General features: G+C 73.1%; 17 protein-coding genes. 7 read left to right on the top strand and 10 right to left on the bottom strand.

Annotated features, from left to right (window positions below; all coding sequences use genetic code 11):
• The first annotated feature begins 24 nt into the window (after positions 1 to 24).
• Positions 25 to 1,029, top strand: a complete 1,005-nt coding sequence (locus ACWCXH_RS02460) for a GNAT family N-acetyltransferase (protein ID WP_449799458.1) — start codon at positions 25 to 27, stop codon at positions 1,027 to 1,029.
• Positions 1,030 to 1,087: 58 nt separating this feature from the next.
• Entirely contained in the window at positions 1,088 to 1,960 is an 873-nt protein-coding gene (locus ACWCXH_RS02455) for a transglutaminase family protein (protein WP_449799457.1), read from the top strand.
• Here the strand turns inward: ACWCXH_RS02455 and ACWCXH_RS02450 are convergent.
• The 6 genes from ACWCXH_RS02450 to ACWCXH_RS02425 form a co-directional block, all read right to left on the bottom strand.
• Positions 1,953 to 2,597, bottom strand: a complete 645-nt coding sequence (locus ACWCXH_RS02450; RefSeq protein ID WP_449799456.1) for a response regulator — start codon at positions 2,595 to 2,597, stop codon at positions 1,953 to 1,955. The genes ACWCXH_RS02455 and ACWCXH_RS02450 overlap by 8 nt on opposite strands.
• Positions 2,598 to 2,670: 73 nt before the next feature.
• Complete coding sequence (locus ACWCXH_RS02445; RefSeq protein ID WP_449799455.1) at positions 2,671 to 3,021, bottom strand: hypothetical protein; 351 nt, start codon at positions 3,019 to 3,021, stop codon at positions 2,671 to 2,673.
• Positions 3,022 to 3,058: 37 nt separating this feature from the next.
• A complete protein-coding gene (locus tag ACWCXH_RS02440; protein ID WP_449799454.1) occupies positions 3,059 to 4,315 on the bottom strand; it encodes a sensor histidine kinase in 1,257 nt (418 codons plus the stop codon).
• Between the two features lie 8 nt (positions 4,316 to 4,323).
• Complete coding sequence (locus ACWCXH_RS02435) at positions 4,324 to 5,046, bottom strand: ABC transporter permease (protein ID WP_449799453.1); 723 nt, start codon at positions 5,044 to 5,046, stop codon at positions 4,324 to 4,326.
• The gene (locus ACWCXH_RS02430) at positions 5,043 to 6,005 is read right to left on the bottom strand and encodes an ABC transporter ATP-binding protein (RefSeq protein WP_449799452.1); all 963 of its coding nucleotides are present in this window, start codon (positions 6,003 to 6,005) and stop codon (positions 5,043 to 5,045) included. Before ACWCXH_RS02430 ends, ACWCXH_RS02435 begins: the two co-directional genes overlap by 4 nt.
• Before the next feature lie 220 nt (positions 6,006 to 6,225).
• The gene (locus tag ACWCXH_RS02425) at positions 6,226 to 8,430 is read right to left on the bottom strand and encodes an alpha/beta fold hydrolase (protein WP_449799451.1); all 2,205 of its coding nucleotides are present in this window, start codon (positions 8,428 to 8,430) and stop codon (positions 6,226 to 6,228) included.
• A gap of 314 nt (positions 8,431 to 8,744) precedes the next feature.
• Here ACWCXH_RS02425 and ACWCXH_RS02420 point away from each other — a divergent pair, with 314 nt between their 5' ends.
• The 5 genes from ACWCXH_RS02420 (at position 8,745) to ACWCXH_RS02400 (ending at position 14,888) form a co-directional block, all read left to right on the top strand.
• Positions 8,745 to 8,939, top strand: a complete 195-nt coding sequence (locus ACWCXH_RS02420; RefSeq protein ID WP_449799450.1) for a DUF2304 domain-containing protein — start codon at positions 8,745 to 8,747, stop codon at positions 8,937 to 8,939.
• 59 nt (positions 8,940 to 8,998) lie between these two features.
• On the top strand, positions 8,999 to 9,952 hold the full coding sequence (gene mshB / locus ACWCXH_RS02415; RefSeq protein ID WP_449799449.1) for an N-acetyl-1-D-myo-inositol-2-amino-2-deoxy-alpha-D-glucopyranoside deacetylase: 954 nt from the start codon (positions 8,999 to 9,001) through the stop codon (positions 9,950 to 9,952).
• Complete coding sequence (locus ACWCXH_RS02410; protein ID WP_449799448.1) at positions 9,949 to 10,443, top strand: DUF6113 family protein; 495 nt, start codon at positions 9,949 to 9,951, stop codon at positions 10,441 to 10,443. The genes mshB and ACWCXH_RS02410 overlap by 4 nt, the downstream gene beginning before the upstream one ends.
• 239 nt (positions 10,444 to 10,682) lie before the next feature.
• Positions 10,683 to 13,040: a hypothetical protein gene (locus tag ACWCXH_RS02405; RefSeq protein ID WP_449799447.1), complete on the top strand. Its 2,358-nt coding sequence runs from the start codon at positions 10,683 to 10,685 to the stop codon at positions 13,038 to 13,040.
• A gap of 132 nt (positions 13,041 to 13,172) precedes the next feature.
• The gene (locus tag ACWCXH_RS02400; protein ID WP_449799446.1) at positions 13,173 to 14,888 is read left to right on the top strand and encodes an ABC transporter family substrate-binding protein; all 1,716 of its coding nucleotides are present in this window, start codon (positions 13,173 to 13,175) and stop codon (positions 14,886 to 14,888) included.
• A 69-nt stretch (positions 14,889 to 14,957) separates the two neighbouring features.
• Here the strand turns inward: ACWCXH_RS02400 and ACWCXH_RS02395 are convergent, their stop codons facing one another.
• The 4 genes from ACWCXH_RS02395 to ACWCXH_RS02380 are packed head-to-tail and all read right to left on the bottom strand — an operon-like array spanning position 14,958 to position 18,949.
• Positions 14,958 to 15,977 carry an ABC transporter ATP-binding protein gene (locus ACWCXH_RS02395; protein ID WP_449799445.1) on the bottom strand — a complete coding sequence of 340 codons (1,020 nt, stop codon included), beginning with the start codon at positions 15,975 to 15,977 and terminating at the stop codon, positions 14,958 to 14,960.
• Positions 15,970 to 17,067 (bottom strand): ABC transporter ATP-binding protein, encoded by a 1,098-nt coding sequence (locus ACWCXH_RS02390; protein ID WP_449799444.1) that lies wholly within the window; start codon positions 17,065 to 17,067, stop codon positions 15,970 to 15,972. The genes ACWCXH_RS02395 and ACWCXH_RS02390 overlap by 8 nt, the downstream gene beginning before the upstream one ends.
• Positions 17,068 to 17,082: 15 nt before the next feature.
• The gene (locus ACWCXH_RS02385) at positions 17,083 to 18,012 is read right to left on the bottom strand and encodes an ABC transporter permease (protein ID WP_449799443.1); all 930 of its coding nucleotides are present in this window, start codon (positions 18,010 to 18,012) and stop codon (positions 17,083 to 17,085) included.
• A complete protein-coding gene (locus ACWCXH_RS02380; RefSeq protein WP_449799442.1) occupies positions 18,005 to 18,949 on the bottom strand; it encodes an ABC transporter permease in 945 nt (314 codons plus the stop codon). The genes ACWCXH_RS02385 and ACWCXH_RS02380 overlap by 8 nt, the downstream gene beginning before the upstream one ends.
• Positions 18,950 to 18,997 lie beyond the last annotated feature (48 nt).

Raw genomic sequence — 18,997 nt, 5'->3', positions numbered from 1 at the left:
CGCAAATGCACAGGAGGTGCCCAGATGGCGGCTGACGGCCCGCTCCAGGAGCGTCCGGAGGTCCGGATAGATCGCTCTGACGTGGGACGACGCGTGTCCGTCCGGCGCCTGTCCGAGTTCGTGGACGGCCGGCCGGTCTTCCGCGATGTGATCGGCGTGCTCACATCGTGGGACGATCACGGGTTGACGGTCGTGCCGCGCACCGGCGGTCCGGTCTCCTTCCCCGAGCGACTGCTGGTCGCGGGCAAGGTGGTGCCGCTCTTCCCGGCCCGGCGGGCCCCGCTGCCCGCCGCGACGCCCGTCGAGCTCCAGCGGATCGCGGCGCGCTGCTGGCCCGGCGTCGAGCAGGAGGCGCTCGGGGAGTGGACCCTGCGCGCCTCGGCCGGGTTCACCCAGCGGGCCAACTCCGTCCAGGCGCTCGGCGATCCCGGACTGCCGCTGCCGCAGGCGCTGGCCGCCGTCCGGGGCTGGTACGCCGAGCGCGAACTGCCCGCCCTGGTCGAGGTCGTCACACCGGGGACGGCGGACGGGCTGCGGGAGCTGCTCGGGCGCACGCAGTCGCCGACGCTGGTGCGCACCGCCCCGCTGGCCGGGCTGACCAGGGTCGGCTCCGGGCACGACCGGGTGCGGCTCGCGCGCACGGCCGGGCCCGCCTGGATGTCCCTGTACGGGAAGCTGAGCGAGGACCCGGCCGTGCAGGAGGCGGCCCGGCGGGTGCTGCACGGCGGGCCCTCGGTCTGGTTCGCCACCGTGCCCGGGGCTGAGGGGCAGCCACCGCCGGCGATCGGACGCTGCGTCGTCGACGGCGCGTGGGCCTGCTTCGGCGCGATCGAGGTCCAGCCGTACGCCCGGCGGGCCGGGCTGGCCACGGCGGTCATGGCGGTGCTCGCCGCCCGCGCCGCCGAGGAGGGGGCCACCGGCGCCTGCCTGCAGGTCGAGGCGGACAACGACGGCGCGATCGCGCTCTATGACGGACTCGGCTTCACGACCAGTCACACTTACCACTACGCCCGGCTGCCCCAGGGGTAGTCCCCGGCCACCGCTTGCCTGTTTGCCCGCCCGCCGTACGAAAGCCGTCGCCGTCACCGTGACCGAGCAGAGCAGAGACCGCTTCCGGACCGCCGCCCGCGCCGAGGAGCCCGATCCGGTGCTGCTCTGCCTGCTCGCCGCCGCCGAACACGGCCCCCTCACCGACCCGGACGACCCCGGCGAGCCGCCGGGCGTCGACGCCCTGCTCGCCGCGTGCGAGGCCGCCCTCGACCGGCACGCCGCCGCCGTCCGGCTCGCCGTCGCCGAGCGCGCCCCCGCCGGGCCCGAGGAGACCGCCGCCCTGCTCGCCGCCGTCCTCGGCGGGCGGGAGCGGTTCCACGGGCAGCAGTCCGACTACCGCCGGCTGGAGTCCTCGCTGCTGCCGGAGGTCCTGCGGCGGCGGCGCGGGCTGCCGATCACGCTCTCCCTGGTGTGGATGGCGGTCGGACGGCGGTCCGGGCTCACCGTCCACGGCATCGCACTGCCCGGCCACTTCATCGTCGCCGTCGGCGGCCCGGCCGGCGGCGAGCAGTACGTCCTGGCCGACCCCTTCCACGGCGGGCGGCTGCTGGACCCCGGCGACGCCGAGCGGCTCGTGCAGGCCACCGGGCAGCCCTTCACGCCCGCGCTGCTCACCCCCGCCCAGCCGCTCGACATCGTCCACCGCGTGCTCGGCAACATCCGCGTCTGGGCCGCCGACCGCCCCGAGCACGCCCGCACCCAGCTCTGGGCCACCGAACTCGCCCTGCTGCTCCCCCGCCACCCCGCCCAGCTGCGCCTCGAACGCGCCGAACTCCTCGTCCGGACCGGGGACTTCCTCGGCGGCTCGGCCGAGATGGACGCCTACGCCCGGATCCTCGACGCCTTCGACCCGGACGCGGCGGCCAAGGTCCGCCAGGACGCCCGGGCGGCACGGCACCGGCTCAACTGACGCCCGGCTGGAGCCAGCCCTTCTCGCGGGCGATCCGCACCGCCTCGGTGCGGTTGCGGGCCTCGGTCTTCTGGATCGCCATCGAGAGGTAGTTGCGCACCGTCCCCTCGGACAGGTGCAGGCGCTTGGCGATGTCCGCGTTCACCGCGCCGTCCGCCGCCGCGCCGAGGACGTCCCGCTCGCGGGCGGTCAGCGGGTTGGCGCCCTCGGCCAGCGCCGCCGCGGCCAGCGCCGGGTCGATCACCCGCTCCCCGCGCAGCACCCGGCGGATCGCCCCGGCGAGTTCGGAGGCGGGCGCGTCCTTCACCAGGAACGCGTCCGCGCCCGACTCCATCGCCCGGCGCAGGTAGCCCGGCCGCCCGAAGGTCGTCGCGATCACGACCTTCGTCCGCGGCGCCTGCTTGCGCAGCTGCGCCGCCGCCTCGATGCCCGTCATGCCCGGCATCTCGATGTCCAGCACGGCGACCTGGACGTCGTTCGCCAGCGCCGCCGCCACCACCTCGTCGCCGCGGCCCACCTGCGCCACGACGTCGATGTCCCCCTCCAGCCCGAGCAGCGCCGCCAGCGCCTCCCGGACCATCCCCTGGTCCTCGGCCAGCAGCACGCGGATCGAGGGGCCGTTCTGAATGTCACTCATGGGCACGACCATAGAGGGGGACCGGCCTGCGCCTCCCGCGGGGGGAGACGCCGGGGTCCTCTTCCCGCTCCGGTCAGAGGTGGCGCTTGGCGGCCTCGACGCTGTCGCCGCCGCTGGAGTTGAAAGCGAGGGCGGCCTTCGGGGCGTGCCGGCGGACGAGGTTGACCACGTGCTCGAAGAACGTGAGCAGCGGCTCGGGTTTGCGGATGCCCCCGCCGATCACCACGACGTCCCACTCCCGCTCTCCGAGGGCCGCGACGAGCGCGGGCGCGGCGCTCTCGTCGAGGGCGACGAGCGTCATGGCGGCGTCGATGCCGTGGTCGGCGAAGCGGGCGAGTTCGGCGTCGAGGCCGGCACGCAGGGTGTCACCGTCCATGCCGGGGACGGTGTGCGGGTCGATGCCGAGTACGAGAACGGTGGCCATGTCCGCAACGACGTCCGGCCGGCCGTCCGGGTTCCGGCTACGGCGCGTTCGTCACCGGCGCCGAGACCTCGCGCAGCGGCACCACGGCCCGCAGCCGGAAGCCCTTGCCGCGGATGCCCGGACCGGTCTCCAGCCGGCCGCCGACCAGGGACAGGCGCTCCTCCAGGCCCGAAAGGCCGTTGCCCGGCTTGGACTTGCCCGGGCCGCGGCCGTCGTCGGCGATCTCCAGGACGGCGTACCGATCGCCGCTCCCCTCCCAGGCCGTGTCGGCGGTGACGGTGCAGACGGTGGCGCCCTCGCCGTGGCGGACGATGTTGGTGACGGCCTCGCGCAGGGCCCAGGCCAGCGCGCCCGACTCCTCGTTGGCCAGGCCCGGCCAGGTGTCGACGAGCTCCGGCGCGGCCTCCAGCTGCACCTGCGCCGCGGCCAACGCGGTTCGGGCGGCGGCGAGTTCGACCGGCAGGGTGGGCCGGCGGAAGCCGGTCACCGCCTCCCGGACGTCGATCAGCGACTGCCGCGCCACCTGCTCGATGTCGGCGACCTGCGCCCGCGCCGCCTCGTCCTTGCCGGCGTCCATGAACCGCCCGGCCAGCTCGCTCTTCAGGGTGATCAGCGACAGCGAGTGCCCGAGCAGGTCGTGCAGGTCGCGGGCGAGCCGCAGCCGCTCCTCGGAAGCGGCCAGGTGTGCGACGGCGGCCCTTGCCTCGCGCAGCTCCTTCATGGTGGCGATGAGCCGCTGCATGCCCGTCATCGCGATGCCGGAGAGGAAGGCGCTGAGCGTGAAGGTCGTGATGTTGTCCGCGGATGCGTGGACGACCAGGCCGGTCCCGGCGGTGAGCACGGCCATGCCGACGAGCGCGCGCGGCGCGTGGCGCGTCGGCGTGATGATCGCGAGGCACACCGAGGCGTAGATGAAGAGGGTCAGGAAGGACTCGCCCAGGCCGACGGACGCGGCGACCGCGAGCACGATCATCGTCGCGACGATCGCCTGGCAGCCCCGCGGCTTCATCCCCGCCATCGAGCGGAAGATCACCAGCATGACGTAGGCGACCACGAACACCGCGAGGCAGGTCCAGCCGAACACCTGGGCGCCCACGCCGTGGCCGCCGCGCACCAGATCGCCCGCCGGGTAGGCCAGGTAGAGCATCCACATCAGCATCCAGGCGACCTTGACCACCATCTGCCGCCTGGTCTCCACCGGGGAGCCGGGGGCGTTCATGAACGACAACGACGGGCGCGCCGCACCCGCCTCCGGCTGCTCGTCGGTGCGGTGGGTGCGGCGCGTGTCGTCCATGTGGATCATCATGCCTGGCGGGTGTCGCGCCGGTACAGCACGGCGGCGGCCGTGACGAACACCGCGAGGAAGCCGGCCAGACCGGCGACCGCGACGGTGTCCAGCGAGTGCCCGGGCTGGGTGAAGGTGGCCAGCTTGTTGTACAGGAACACCGGGTTGAACTGCGCGAACTTCTCCAGCGAGCCGCTCACCGGGAACCACGTCCCGCCGAACAGCGACATCAGCATGTAGGCGATCATCACAATGGTCTGCACCGAGTCCGGCGCCGCCGCGTACCCGAGCGCCACCCCGAGCGCCGCGAACACGAAGCTGCCCAGCCACAGGGCCAGCGCCAGGCCCACCCACTGCGCCGCGCTCAGCGACACCCCCTGGCTGGCGCCGACCGCGAACACCACCAGGATCGCCGGCAGCGTGGTCACCGCGCTCGCGGCGATCTTGCCGGCGGTGTACGCCCGGCCGGGCAGCGCGGTCAGCCGCAGCTGCCGCACCCAGCCGCTCTTGCGCTCCAGCGAGATCCGCTGCGCGCTGCCGGTGAGCACCGCGCCGACCGCGCCGAAGGTGGCCATCGAGACCATGAAGTAGGTCTTCACCGGCAGGCCGCCGGCCGGCTTGGTCGAGTCGTAGACGTGGATGAAGAAGAAGTACATCAGCGCCGGGTAGGCGACGGTGAAGAGCAGGTACCGCTTGTTGCGGAGGGTCCGCAGGACCTCCAGCTGGATCAGGGTGGTCATCGCGCGGTCTCCTTCACTGCGTCCTGGTGCTCGGCGTCCTGGTGGTCCTGCTCGCCGGTGATGGTCAGGAAGGCCTGCTCCAGGCCCAGGGCGGTGACCTCCAGCCCGCGCGGGTACAGGCCCGCCCGGTAGAGCCCGGCGACGCTCGCGTCGGCGTCCGCCGTCCGGATCCGGACCGTCCGTACGCCCGGCACCCGGGCGCTGACGTCCAGCGACTGCACGCCTGGCAGGGTGCGCAGCAGCGACTCCTCGAACCCGCCATCCACGTCGTGGAGTTCGAAGGCCACCCGGCGGGCCCCGGCGCGCGCCTTGATCTCGGCGGAGCTGCCGTCCGCGATCAGCCGGCCGCGGTGCAGGACCAGGACGCGGTCGGCGATAGAGTCCGCCTCCTCCAGGTAGTGGGTGGCGAACAGCACCGTCCGCCCGGCGTCGGCCTGCGCACGCATGCTCGCCCAGAACGCCTGCCGGACGCTGACGTCCATGCCGGTGGTGGGCTCGTCCAGCACGATCAGGTCGCTGTCGCCGGCGATCGCCAGGGCGAAGCGGACCCGCTGCTCCTGGCCGCCGGACAGCTTGTCCACCCGGCGCTCGGCCAGCTCGGTGATCCCGGCGTCGGTCAGTACCCCTGTGACCGACCGGCCGCGCGGGTGCACGTCGCAGGCGAGCTTGACCAGTTCACGGACCTTGACGTCGGCCATCAGCCCGCCGCTCTGCAGCATCGCGCCGACCCGGCCGGCCGCGATCGCCTCGCGCGGGCTGCCGCCGAACAGCGAGACGCTGCCCCGGTCGGGCTCGCGCAGGCCGAGCAGCAGGTCCAGACTGGTGGACTTGCCGGCGCCGTTCGGCCCGAGCAGGGCGACGGTCTCGCCCGGCCGCAGCACGAGATCCAGGCCGTCGACGGCCCGCACCCGCCCGTAGCTCTTGCCGACGCCGCGGAAGGCGGCCACCTCGGTGCCCATCGCCCCGCTCCTCTCCCCTGGTGGTGTCGCGTCCGGTGACGCGGTCGGTGCTGTTCGCACCACCACAGAGTCCCGCGCGGGCCGGGTACGGCGGCAGTGTCCGCCGTCGTGCGTTCCGTATGACGGATGTCATGCCGGCGGCCGGTACCCCCGTCAGGGGCACCGGCCGCCGAAACCCCTGGTCAGGAGTGTTCGTCAGGGGTGGTTGACGGTGCCGGCGTCACATCCCCAGCGAGCGCTTCACGAAGTCGACCTGGAGCAGCAGCAGGTTCTCCGCCACCTCCTCCTGCGGCGTCATGTGCGTGACGCCCGACAGCGGCAGCACCGTGTGCGGGCGGCCGGCGGCGAGCAGGGCGGAGGACAGCCGCAGGGTGTGGGCGGCCACCACGTTGTCGTCCGCGAGCCCGTGGATGATCATCAGCGGGCGCTCCAGCCCGGCCGCGTACCCGGTGAGCGAGTTCGCCGCGTACACCTCGGGCCGCTCGGCCGGGTGGCCCAGGTAGCGCTCGGTGTAGTGGGTGTCGTACAGCTCCCAGTCGGTCACCGGCGCTCCGGCCACCGCCGCGTGGAAGACGTCCGGGCGGCGCAGCACGGCGAGCGCGGACAGGTAGCCGCCGTAGGACCAGCCGCGGACGGCGACCCGGCCGAGGTCGAGCGGGAACTCCTCGGCCAGCGCCTGCAGCGCGTCCACCTGGTCGTCCAGGGTGGCGCCGGCGAAGTCGAAGGCGATCGACTTCTCCCAGGCCGGGCTGCGCCCGGGGGTGCCGCGCCCGTCGGCGACGATGACCGCGAAGCCCTGGTCGGCGAACCACTGCGAGTTGAGGTGCGGGTTGTGCGCCTGGACGACGCGCTGCCCGTGCGGGCCGCCGTACGGGTCCATGAGGACGGGCAGCAGGCCGTCCCGCTCGCGGTCGTAGCCGGTGGGGAGGAAGACGGCGGCGGGGATGCGGCGCTCACCGGCGAACCGGAACACCGGGCGGGCGGCGATGACCGGGGTCTCGGCGTACGAGGCGATGGTGGCGATGTCGTCGACGACCACGCCCTCGGGCAGGTCCCGGGCGACCTGGACGAGGGTGCCGGGCAGGTCGGGCTCGGCGGTGGCGCGGACCGTGATGCCGGCGGCGTGCACGGCGGTCGTGACGGAGGTGAACGGGCGGCCGTTGGAAGACTCCCAGCCGAGCCGCTTGCCGTCGTGGCTGATCCGGCCGACCGCGACCCAGCCGGGCTCGGGGTCGGTCTCCGCGGCGCCGCCGGAGGCGGTGAAGAACACCTCGTCGTCGGTGACCGCCAGGACGGAGCGCAGGTGCAGGTCGTCCCCGGTGACGGCCTGATCGCCGATCACCAGCGCACGCGCTCCGCCCTCCCGTCGCCCGCCACCACCCTTCTCAGGATGCGCTTCGCGCGCCCCCTCGATGTCCGAGATCCGCACGAGCTTGCCGTCCGGCGTCCAGGCCGGGACGCCCTGGAACAGCTCCAGCCAGGTGTCGTCGTGCTCCTCGACCAGCACCTCGGTGGTGCCGGTGGCCACGTCGAGGCCGAGGATCCGCTGGCTGCGCTGGTCGCGGGCCTGGACGAGCAGCAGCGGCACGCCGCCCCTGGACCAGTGCACCCGGGCGAGGTACGGGAAGGCGGCGCGGTCCCAGACGACCTCGGTGCGGCCGCCGTCCAGGTCGAACACCCAGAGCCCGACCTCGGCGTCGGCGGTGCCGGCGGCGGGGTAGGCGACCTCGGCGGGCTCGCGCTCCGGGTTGGCCGGGTCGGCGATCCACCAGCGGCGCACCGGGGTGTCGTCGGCGCGCTCGACCAGCAGGCGGTCGCTGTCCGGGGACCACCAGAAGCCGCGGTCGCGGCTCATCTCCTCCTGGGCGATGAACTCGGCCTGACCCCAGGTGACGTTCGGGCCGTCGGGCTGTGCGAGGGCCCGGTCGCCGGTGCCGTCGGCGCGGGTGAGCCGCAGTTCGCCGGCGGTGTTGGCGTACGCGACGTACGCGCCGTTCGGGGCGGGCCGCGGGTCCAGCAGCGGCCCCTCGGCGGGGAGTTCGGCGGTGGCGCCGGTGACGAGGTCGGCGGTGAACAGGCGACCGGAGAGGGCGAAGGCGGCCAGTCGGCCGGCCGTGTCCAGGGCGTAGCCGACGATGCCGGCCGAGCCCTCGCGGCTGCGCTCGCGGCGGGCCTTCTCGGCCGGGGAGAGGTCCTCCTCGCCGCCGCCGAGCAGGACGGCCGGGTCGGCGGCGATCCGCTCCTCGGCGGTGGCGGTGTCGAGGGTCCAGAGCAGGTTGGCCCGGTCGCCGCCCGATCGCGAGCGCAGGAAGACGACCCGGGAGCCGTCCGGCGCGACGGAGAAGGACCGGGGCGCGCCGACGGTGTAGCGCAGGGTCCGCGCGTACTGCCGGGGGAAGGTGTCCGCAGGGGTGTGGGAGGTCATGGCACCAGACCCTACGACCTCGGACGCGCGCTGCCGGGAGCGTTTTGATCACTCGTTCGGAGCATCGTCGGGAAGTACGCCCCAAAGTGGTCCGCACCCCCTCCGACCGGCCCATGCGCCCCACGAGTGCCGCCGCACCCCGGCGCGCGGCCTCACCGAACGTCATGCTCCGCTCACCCATCGGGTAAGACTGATCACGCGGTTGATCGCCGGGCCCCCCGTCCCGGGCCTCCGGGCGCCCGGCCGCGAGTCCCACACGGTCCGACCGCCGCCCTCCCCAGGGGTGGCGCACCCGAGAAGGGGTGTGAGCCGACATGGCTATGAACATCTCGGCGGCCATGCTGATGCTGGTCATCGTGGTGGTGCTGATCCGCCGCTCCAGCCTGAAGCTCGCGCACGCGATCGTCTGCGCGCTGCTCGGCTTCTACCTGGCGTCCAGCTCCATCGCCCCGTCGATCAGCCAGCTCACCAGCAACCTCGCCGGGATGATCAACGGCCTGAAGCTCTGAGGACCCCCACGCCCCCGCACGCACACACCCCCGCCCGGCCGGTCGTTAGGCTTCCTCCCATGACCTCGACTACCGGACGCCGCCTGCTGCTGGTGCACGCCCACCCCGACGACGAGTCGATCGGCAACGGCGCCACCATGGCCCGGTACGCCGCCGAGGGCGCCCGCGTCACCCTGGTGACCTGCACCCTCGGCGAGGGCGGCGAGGTGATCCCCCCCGGGCTGGCCCACCTGACGGCCGATCGGGACGACACCCTCGGCGCGTACCGGATCGGCGAGCTGAGCGAGGCCATGAGTGCCCTCGGCGTCACCGACTTCCGCTTCCTCGGCGGCCCCGGGCGCTACCGCGACTCCGGGATGATGGGCGTGCCCGACAACGACGCGCCCGGCTGCTTTTGGCGGGCCGACGTGGACGAGGCGGCCGGCCACCTCGTCCCGGTGGTCCGCGAGGTGCGGCCGCAGGTGCTGGTCACGTACGACGAGAACGGCGGCTACGGGCACCCGGACCACATCCAGGCGCACCGGGTCGCGATGCGCGCGTACGACCTCGCGGCCGACCCGGCGTACCGCCCCGAGCTCGGCCCAGCCTGGCGGATCGCCAAGGTGTACTGGAACCGGATGCCCCGCTCGGTGATCGAGGCCGGGCTCGCCGCCACCGCCGCCCGGGCGTCCTTCCCCGGCACGGCCGTCCCGTCGGACGTCCCCGGGGTGGTGGACGACGCGGTGGTCACGACCGCGGTGGACGGCACCGCGTACGCCGGGCGCAAGGCCGTCGCGATGGCTGCGCACGCCACCCAGATCACCGTGGACGGCGCCTCGTTCGCGCTCTCCAACCACCTCGGCCAGCCGCTGCTCGCCACCGAGTACTACCAGTTGGTGCGCGGCCAGGCCGGACCCGGGCGGCCCGAGGACGACCTGTTCGCCGGCCTGGGCCACGACCGCGCCGCGGGCGACGGCGCGGCAGGGAACTCCGGAGAAGACGCCGCGGCGACCGCCGAGGAGAGCACCCGATGAACAAGCCCGCCGACCGCAAGCCGGCCGAGCCCGCCGACGGGAAGGCGCCCCGGGCCCCCCGCCGCCCGCTCGCCGCCGCCGTCCTCGGCACCCGGGAGGAGCGCCTGGCCGAGCCTCAACCCCCGCGCCTCGCGCGGTTCGCGGCGTATGTCCTGTTCCTCCTGCTCGGTTTCGCGGTCTCGGTCTGCGGATCCTTTGTGCAGGCCTTGTGGCCGCCCGTGGGAGTCCTGCTGGCACTCGGCGCGACCGCCGCCACCTTCTACGGCGGACTGCGCGTCACCGGCACCCGGCTGGGCGCCGCGCTGCCCGCGGCCGGCTGGTTCGTCGCCCTGGTGCTCGTCATCGTGCCGCGGGCGGAGGGCGACACCGTGCTGTGGACCAACGGCACGTCGCTCGCCTGGATGTTCGTCGGCTCGATCCTGGGCGTGATCTGCGCCACCCTGCCCACCCGCACCAGCTGGTTCCCCGGGGTCCCCAACCCGCCCCGCTGAACCCGGGGGTGCAGCGCGTACGGTACCGCGCACAACGAGCAGTCAGGACCGCACGGCCGTACTCTCATACCGGAGGAACCGGACGTATCGGGATCTGTCCGAACCCGTTCACCGCTCAGTTCTTCCCAGTATGGTGGTGCCGCAGAACGCCGTACCCGACCGCCGCCCGCCCCAGGCCCGGCGACCACGAACCGCGGTCGCGCCGCACGGCCCGCCCGCGAACCCGGAGCAGAGCAGCATTGAGCAGCCGCGAATCTGACAACGCCCACCCGACGCCCCGGCGCACGGGCCCGGACGCCTACCCGTCGGGCACCCCGCCCTACGGCACACCGGGACTGCCCGGCGGCGACCGGTCCGGTGGCGGTGCCGCCCAGGGCGCGGCGGCGGGCGGCGAGGACGAGGCCCCGAAGACCGAGACCACCCTGACCACCCGGGTCCGGATCAACATCCCCGGCTCGCGCCCGATCCCGCCGGTCGTCGTCCGCAGCACCGTCAAGAACGAGGAGGGCCCCGGCGACGAGGCCCCGGCGCCCGCCCCCGAGGCGGACGCTCCGCGCCACCGCTCCGCGCCCTCCTCCCCCGTCCTCGGCGTGATGGAGGGCGGCGGCCGCACGGCCACGCCGCCGAACCTGCCGCCGGAGTGGCAGATCCCGCCGATCCCGCCGGCGACCTCCGAGTCCGAGTCGACCGGTGCGTGGTTCCGGCCGCGGCAGAAGAAGGCCGCGCCGGCGCCCGCCGAGTCCGCGCCCGCCGCGGTCCCGGCGGGTGCGCCGGGGACCGACGCCGAGTCGCAGGTCCAGCCGCAGGTCCAGCCGCAGTCGAACGGTGCGCACCCGAACGGTGCCCAGCCCGGCGGAGCCCGTCCCGGCCAGGGTGGCGCCCGGCCGAACGGCCGCCCGGCCCCCGCGCCGCGCCCGTCCGGCGCGTCCGGCGCGTCCGCCTCGCCGTTCGGCGGCCCGGAGGGCCAGTCGGAGGAGCCCGGCGTGTACGAGGCCGCAGCGCCCGTCGCCGACCCGTTCGCCCCGACGCCCCCCGCCGGCCCGCGCGGCCCGCAGAACGGCCGCCCGCAGAACCGCGGCCCGCAGGGCGCCGGTGCGCCGAACGGCCGCCCGCAGAACCGCGGCCCCCAGGGTCCCGGCACCCCGAACGGCCGCCCGCAGAACCGCGGCCCGCAGGGCGCCCAGCCCTTCCCGGCCGGCGCGGCCGAGCCGGAGGGCACCTCCGTGGACGGCTTCGCGCCGATCCGCGAGGACGTGCCCCCGTCGGCCGCCATACCCGGCCTGCCCCGCGACGGCGCCCCGCAGAACGGCGCCCCGCGCCCCGGCGAGGGCCGCCAGCAGCCGGGCCTGTTCGCCTCCGCGCCCACCGGCGCCGACCCGTTCGCCGCGCAGCGCCCCGCCGCGCCCGGCCAGGACGCGTTCGCCACCCCCGCCCCCGGCGGCCTCTTCCCCGGTGCCCCGGGCGCCCCGGGCGGCAAGGCCGCCCTCGTCGACCCGTTCAGCACCGCCCCGGCCCGCCCGCAGCAGCCCGGCCGCGACGCGGAGGCCACCGAGGTCACGCCGCTGCCGGCCCCCGCGCCCGCCGCCACGCCGGAGCCCGCGAAGGCCGCGCCCGCCAAGGCACAGGGCAAGGGCAAGAGCAAGGGCGGCGGCAAGAAGATCGTCAAGCTCGGCGTCTACGGCATCGGCGGCATCCTGTTCCTCGGCGCCGCCGCGTACGGCACCGGCCTGATGCTGAACCAGTCCGACATCCCCAAGGGCACCGTGGTGCTCGGCACCGACATCGGCGGCAACAACCGCGACCAGGCCATCCACCAGCTCGACGAGACGGTCGGCAAGGCCGGCCAGCAGCCGCTCAAGCTGAAGATCGGCGACCAGGCCGTCGACCTGGACCCGACCGTCGCCGGGCTGGCCTTCGACACCACGGCCACCGTGGACGGCCTCACCCAGCACAGCTACAGCCCGGTCGACGTCATCAAGTCGCTGAAGGGCGGCACGAAGAACGTCGCGCCGGAGGTCAAGGTCGACCGGGCCAAGCTCAAGGCCGCACTGGACGGCCTGGCCGCCGGCTCGGGCCAGGGCCTCCAGGAGGGCTACGTCAAGTTCAGCGACTCCGGTGACCCGGTCGTCGTGGCCGGCAAGGCCGGCCAGGCGCTGGACTCGGCGAGCGCCGTCGCCGTGGTCGAGCAGGCCTACCGCGACCGCGCCGCCGGCAAGCCCGACCAGCCGATCGCGCTGAACGTCACGGCCGCCCAGCCCAAGGTCTCCGCCCAGGCCCTGCAGGCCGCCGCGGACGGCCTCGGCAAGTCCGCGGTCAGCGGCCAGATCCACCTCCAGGCCGGCGCCAAGACCTGGAACTTCGGCAAGCTGACCGCCGCCAAGACGCTCACCCTCGTCCCGGACGCCTCCGGCAAGATCGTGCCCAAGTGGGACATGGACGCGCTGGGCGCCCAGCTCGGCAGCGTCTTCGACAAGGTCAAGATCAAGAAGAACGGCCAGTCCGCGGCGATCACCGCGCAGGACGTCGCCGACGCGCTCACGCCGCTGCTCGACAAGAGCGGCGACAAGGACCGCACCTTCAAGTTCACCGTCGCCTGATCCCCGCACCACCGTGGGGCGGGCCCGCCCCCTCTTCGACGAAGACAGCGGGCCCGCCCCTCGACAACTCCCGTCCCGGTCGCCAAGATGTGACGCCACACCATCCGTCACATCCGCCTCGGGAGCACGCCAATGGGCCGCCGCCTCCACCACCGGACGGCCCTGTTCGCCGGCCTCACCGCGCTCTCGCTCTCGCTGACGCTCTGTTCGTGCGCGTCCCAGGCGGACGACCCGGCCGGCGACGCCCCGCCGTCCGCCCCGCAGTCGCCCAAGTTCACGGCGACGGACGTCAACCCGCGCGACCGCGCCCAGCTGCGCCAGGGCGGCACGCTGAACCTCGCGATCACGCAGTTCTCCCACCAGTGGTCGCCGGTCCACGCCGACGGCACCGAGTCCTCGACGGGCAGCGTCACCAAGCCGCTGCTGCCCACCTTCTTCCGCTCCGACGCGGCCGGCACCCAGACCGTCAACCCGGCCTACCTCCAGGAGGCCCACGCGGAGCTCAGGGACGGCCGCCAGGTGGTCGTGTGGACGCTCAACCCGAAGGCCCACTGGTCCGACGGCACCCCGATCACCTGGCGCGACATCGAGGCCGACTGGCGCGCGATGAACGGCAAGGACCCGGCGTTCAGGTCCTCCGGCAGCACCGGGTTCGAACTGGTCTCCTCGGTCGAGCGCGGCAAGGACGACTTCCAGGCCGTGATGACCTTCGACCAGCCGTTCTCCGAGTGGCAGTCGATGTTCAACGGTGCCGCCAACGCCCCGCTGCTGCCGGCGAGCAAGGTGGCCACCCCGGACCTGTTCAACACCGCCTACCTGGACGCCATCCCGGTCACCGCGGGCCCGTTCAAGGTCGAGAAGCTGGACCCGGCGGCGCAGACCGTCACCCTGGTCGCCGACCCGGCCTGGTGGGGCGACAAGCCGCTGCTGGACCGGATCGTCTTCCACGCCATGACCCCCTCGGCAAAGGCCGCCGCCTTCGGCCGGGGCGAGATCGACCTCTTCGACAACGGCCCGGACGTGGCCGGCTACGAGGCCGTCAAGCGCACCAAGGGCGCCGTCGTCCGGCGGGCCGGCGGGCCGGACTTCCGCCAGCTCACCCTCAACGGCCGGAGCCCGCTGCTCACCGACGCGACCGTGCGCCAGGCCGTGTTCCAGGCGATCGACCGGGACGCGATCACCCGCGAGGACCTCAAGGGCCTGGACTGGCCGCCCGCCACGCTCAACAACCACCTGCTGGTCGCCAACCAGAACGCCTACCGCGACAACTCGCTCGGCCTCAGCCGCTACGATCCCGCCGAGGCCCGCCGCAAGCTCGACGCGGCCGGCTGGAAGCTCGACGGCGACGTCCGCCACAAGGACGGCCACGAGCTGAACCTGCGGATGGTCGTCCCGGCCGGCGTCGCCACCGCCCAGAACGAGGCCGCGGCCGTCACCGGGATGCTCAGGAACGTCGGCGTGAAGGTCACCACCGTGCAGGCCGGCGCCAACGAGTTCTTCGACAGGTACGTCAACCGGCAGGACTTCGACATCGCCACGTACGCGCTGCTCGGCACGCCCTTCCCCGCCAGCGGCAGCCGCGCCAGCTTCGCCCAGAACAGCGGCAACAACCACTCCGGCACCGGCAGCGCGGCCGTCGACGCCGCCCTCGACCGGGCCGCGGCGGCGCCCGACGCCGCCACCGCCTCCGAGGCCATCAACCAGGCCGACGCCGAGCTGTGGAAGGTCGCCGGGATGCTCCCGCTCTACCAGCGGCCGCAGCTGTACGGCGCCCGCGCCAACCTCGCCAACATCGGCGCGCAGGGCCTGTCCGACATCGTCTGGGAGAACGTCGGCTTCGAGAAGTGAGCGGCCTCGGGAGGTGACCGGCCGGGCCGGGGAGTCGGCGGACTCCGCGACCCGGCCGGACGAACGGGCTCACGCGCTCCCGATCACGTCCCGCACCTCGGCGAAGTGGCAGGCCGACTCGTGCGCGGCCGGCCCCTCCAGCAGCGAGGGCACCGCGAGCAGCGGCGGTTCGGTGCTGCAGCGCTCCTGCGCCTTCCAGCAGCGGGTGCGGAAGCGGCAGCCGGACGGCGGGTTGGCCGGCGACGGCAGGTCGCCGCTGAGCAGGATGCGCTCGCGCTGCTCGCGACCGGTCGGGTCGGGCACCGGCACGGCCGACAGCAGGGCCTGGGTGTAGGGGTGGGTCGGGTAGGAGTAGATCTGGTCCTCCGTGCCGATCTCGACCATCTTGCCGAGGTACATCACGCCGACGCGGTCGGAGATGTGCCGGACGATCGAGAGGTCGTGCGCGATGAACATGTAGGAGAGCCCGAACTCGCCCTGGAGCTTCTCCAGCAGGTTGATCACCTGCGCCTGCACCGACACGTCGAGCGCCGACACCGGCTCGTCGCAGATGATGATCTCCGGCTTGAGCGCCAGCCCCCGTGCGATGCCGATGCGCTGGCGCTGCCCGCCGGAGAACTGGTGCGGATACCGGTTGATGTACTCGGGGTTGAGCCCGACGACGTCCAGGAGATCCTGAACGGCCTTGCGGCGATCGCCCTTCGGCGCCACCTCGGGATGGATCTCGAACGGCTCACCGACGATGTCGCCGACCGTCATCCGCGGGTTCAGCGAGGTGTACGGGTCCTGGAACACCATCTGGATGTTCCGGCGCACGGCCTTCAGCGCCGCCCCCGACAACCGGGTGATGTCCTGGCCCTTGTAGCGCACCTCACCGGCGGTCGCCCGCTCCAGGCTCATCAGCACCTTGGCCAGCGTGGACTTCCCGCACCCGGACTCGCCGACGATGCCCAGCGTCTCCCCCTTCACCAGGGCGAAGGAGATGCCGTCCACGGCCTTGACCGCGCCGACCTGCCGCTTGAAGAGGATGCCCTGCGTCAGCGGGTAGTGCTTGACCAGGTTCCGGACCTCCAGGATCGGCTCAGCCACGGAGGGTCTCCTTCCAGAAGTGGCAGGCGCTGTGCCGGCCCGGCAGGTCCCTGCCCTCCTCGTCCAGCACCGGTGCGAGCGGCGGCAGTTCGGACCGGCAGCGGTCCTGCGCGCGGTCGCAGCGCGGGTTGAACGCGCAGCCCGTCGGGATGCGCAGGAGGCTCGGCGGCAGGCCCTGGATGGCGTACAGGTTCTGCCCCTTCTGGTCCAGCCGGGGGATCGAGTTGAGCAGGCCCCGGGTGTACGGGTGGGCCGGGCGCGCGTACAGCTCGTGGACGGGCGCCGTCTCGACGATCCGTCCCGCGTACATCACCGCGATCTTGTCCGCGACGTCGGCCACCACGCCGAGGTCGTGGGTGATCAGGATGAGCCCCATGTGGAACTCGGACTGCAACTCGGCGAGCAGGTCCATCACCTGGGCCTGGACGGTCACGTCCAGGGCGGTGGTGGGCTCGTCCGCGATGATCAGGTCGGGCTCCATCGAGAGCGCCATCGCGATCATGATGCGCTGGCGCATGCCGCCGGAGAACTGGTGCGGGAAGTCGTTCACCCGCTGCTTCGCCGCCGGGATGCGCACCCGCTCCATCAGCTCGATCGCCCGGTCTTTCGCCTCCTTGCGCGAAGCACCCTGGTGCACCCGGAACATCTCGCCGAGCTGGTAGCCGACGCTGAGCACCGGGTTGAGCGAGGACAGCGCGTCCTGGAAGATCATCGCGATCTTCCGGCCGCGCACCGCGCGCCGCGCCTTGGAGCTCATCGTCAGCAGGTCCTGGCCCCGGAACAGCACCTTGCCGGCGGTGATCCGCCCGGGCGGCATGTCCAGGATGCCCATGATCGCCTGCGCCGTCACCGACTTGCCCGACCCGGACTCGCCGAGCACCGCCAGCGTCTCCCCGGCCGACACCGAGTAGCTCACGCCGTTGACAGCCTTGGCGATGCCGTCCCGGGTGACGAACTCGACGTGCAGGTCGTCGACTTCGAGCAGTGGCGTGCCGGGCACCAGGTTCTCCCGGCGCGGGCCGGTCACCTCGATCGCGCCCACGTGCGCCCGGCTGTTCCTCGTGCCGGACGGCTTCGTCGTGTCAGTCATGATCCGCGGCCCTCCTCAGCGCAGCTTGGGGTCGAGGGCGTCGCGCACCGCGTCGCCGAGCATGATGAACGCCAGCACGGTGATGCTCAGCACGGCGGCCGGGAAGAGCAGCACGTGCGGGGCGTTCAGGAAGCGGGACTGGGCATCGCTGATCATCAGACCCCAGGAGATCGCCGGGGACTGGATGCCGATGCCCAGGTAGGACAGCGCGGCCTCGGCGCCGATGTACACGCCGAGGTTGATGGTGGAGACCACGATCACCGGCGCCACCGCGTTCGGCAGGATGTGCCGGGTGACGATCCGCCCGGTGCCGGCCCCGAGCGCGCGGGCGGCGACCACGTAGTCGTTGTGCTTGTTGGAGATCACCGCCGAGCGCATCAGCCGGTAGATCTGCGGCCAGCCGAGCACCGCCATCACCGCCGAGACCGTCCAGGCGTTGCCCTTCTGCCAGGTCGACATGATGAGCATGCCGCCGAGCAGCAGGGGGATGGCGAAGAATATCTCGGTCACGCGCGAGAGCAGGCTGTCCCAGACGCCGGCCAGCCAGCCGGCCAGCAGGCCGAGCGTGCCGCCGACCAGGACCACCAGCGAGGTGGTCAGGATGCCGACGATGATCGAGTTGCGGGCGCCCCAGATCGTCCGGGTGTAGACGTCGCAGCCCTGGACGTCGAAGCCGAACCAGTGGTCCGCGGAGGGGCGTTGCAACGAGGACGAGAGCTCGCAGAACCCGGGCGAGTTCGGGTCCTTGCCGGTGAACAGCTGCGGGGCGACGGCCATGGCCACCATGAGGAGCACCAGCAGCCCGCCGATGACGAAGAGCGGATTGCGCCGCAGGTCGTACCAGGCGTCCGTCCAGAGGCTGGCCACCCGCTCCTTGTCGCCCTTGGCCGTGGCCGCCCCGTTCACCGCGGCCGTGGTGTCCAGCGTGTTCGTCGGCTCACTCATAACGGATCCTCGGGTCAAGAACGGCGTAGAGCAGGTCGACCACCAGGTTGGTGAAGAGGTACACCATCACGAGGGCGCTCACGACGCCCACCACGATGGTGCGTTCGCGCAGGTACACGGACTGGAACAGCTGGTGGCCGATCCCCGGGATGTTGAAGATGCCCTCGGTGATCACCGCGCCGCCCATCAGCGAGCCCAGGTCCATGCCGAGGAAGGTGACGATCGGGATCAGCGCGTTCCGCAGCCCGTGCCGCACCACGACGCGCAGCGGGCTCAGGCCCTTGGCCACCGCCGTGCGGACGTAGTCGGCCCGCATCACCTCGGTCAGGCTGGTCCGGGTGAGCCGGGCGATGTAGGCGAGCGAGGTGGACGCGAGCACGAACGCCGGCAGGATGTAGGCGCGGAAGCCGTCGTCCTCGTTGAACGAGACCGGGAAGAAGTCGATGCCGTAGTCGTTGTGGAGCTTCACCCCGAGGACCAGCTGGAGCACGAAGCCGATCACGAAGGTCGGGATCGAGATGACCATCAGGGTCGAGATCAGCACCAGGTTGTCGATGAAGCGGCCGCGCCGCAGGGCGGCGACCACGCCGGCGACCACGCCCACCGCCATCTCGATGACCAGCGCGGTCACCGACAGGTTGATGGTGTACGGGAACGCCCGTGTCATCACGTCCACGACCGCGTGGCCGCGGTAGTCCTCGCCGAAGTCGCCCTGGAACAGGCCGACCAGGTAGTGCCAGTACTGGAGGAAGAACGGATCGTCCAGGTGGTACCGGTCGTGCAGCATCGCGACGACCGTGGGGTCCGCGCGTTTCTCACCGGCCAGTGCCTGGATGGGGTCACCGGGCAGCAGGAAGACCAGTGCGTAGATCAGGAACGTCGCGCCGAGGATCACAGGTATGGCCTGGATGACCCGACGGACCACATAGCGGCCCATGCGACGGCCTCCTCGTGGTTGGGGCACGTCGCCGACGGGGCGGCACGG

The sequence above is a fragment of the Kitasatospora sp. NPDC001660 genome (genome assembly GCF_053596725.1).
Note: the sequence above shows the minus strand (reverse complement) of the source record. Positions and strands in the feature narration are given on the sequence as shown.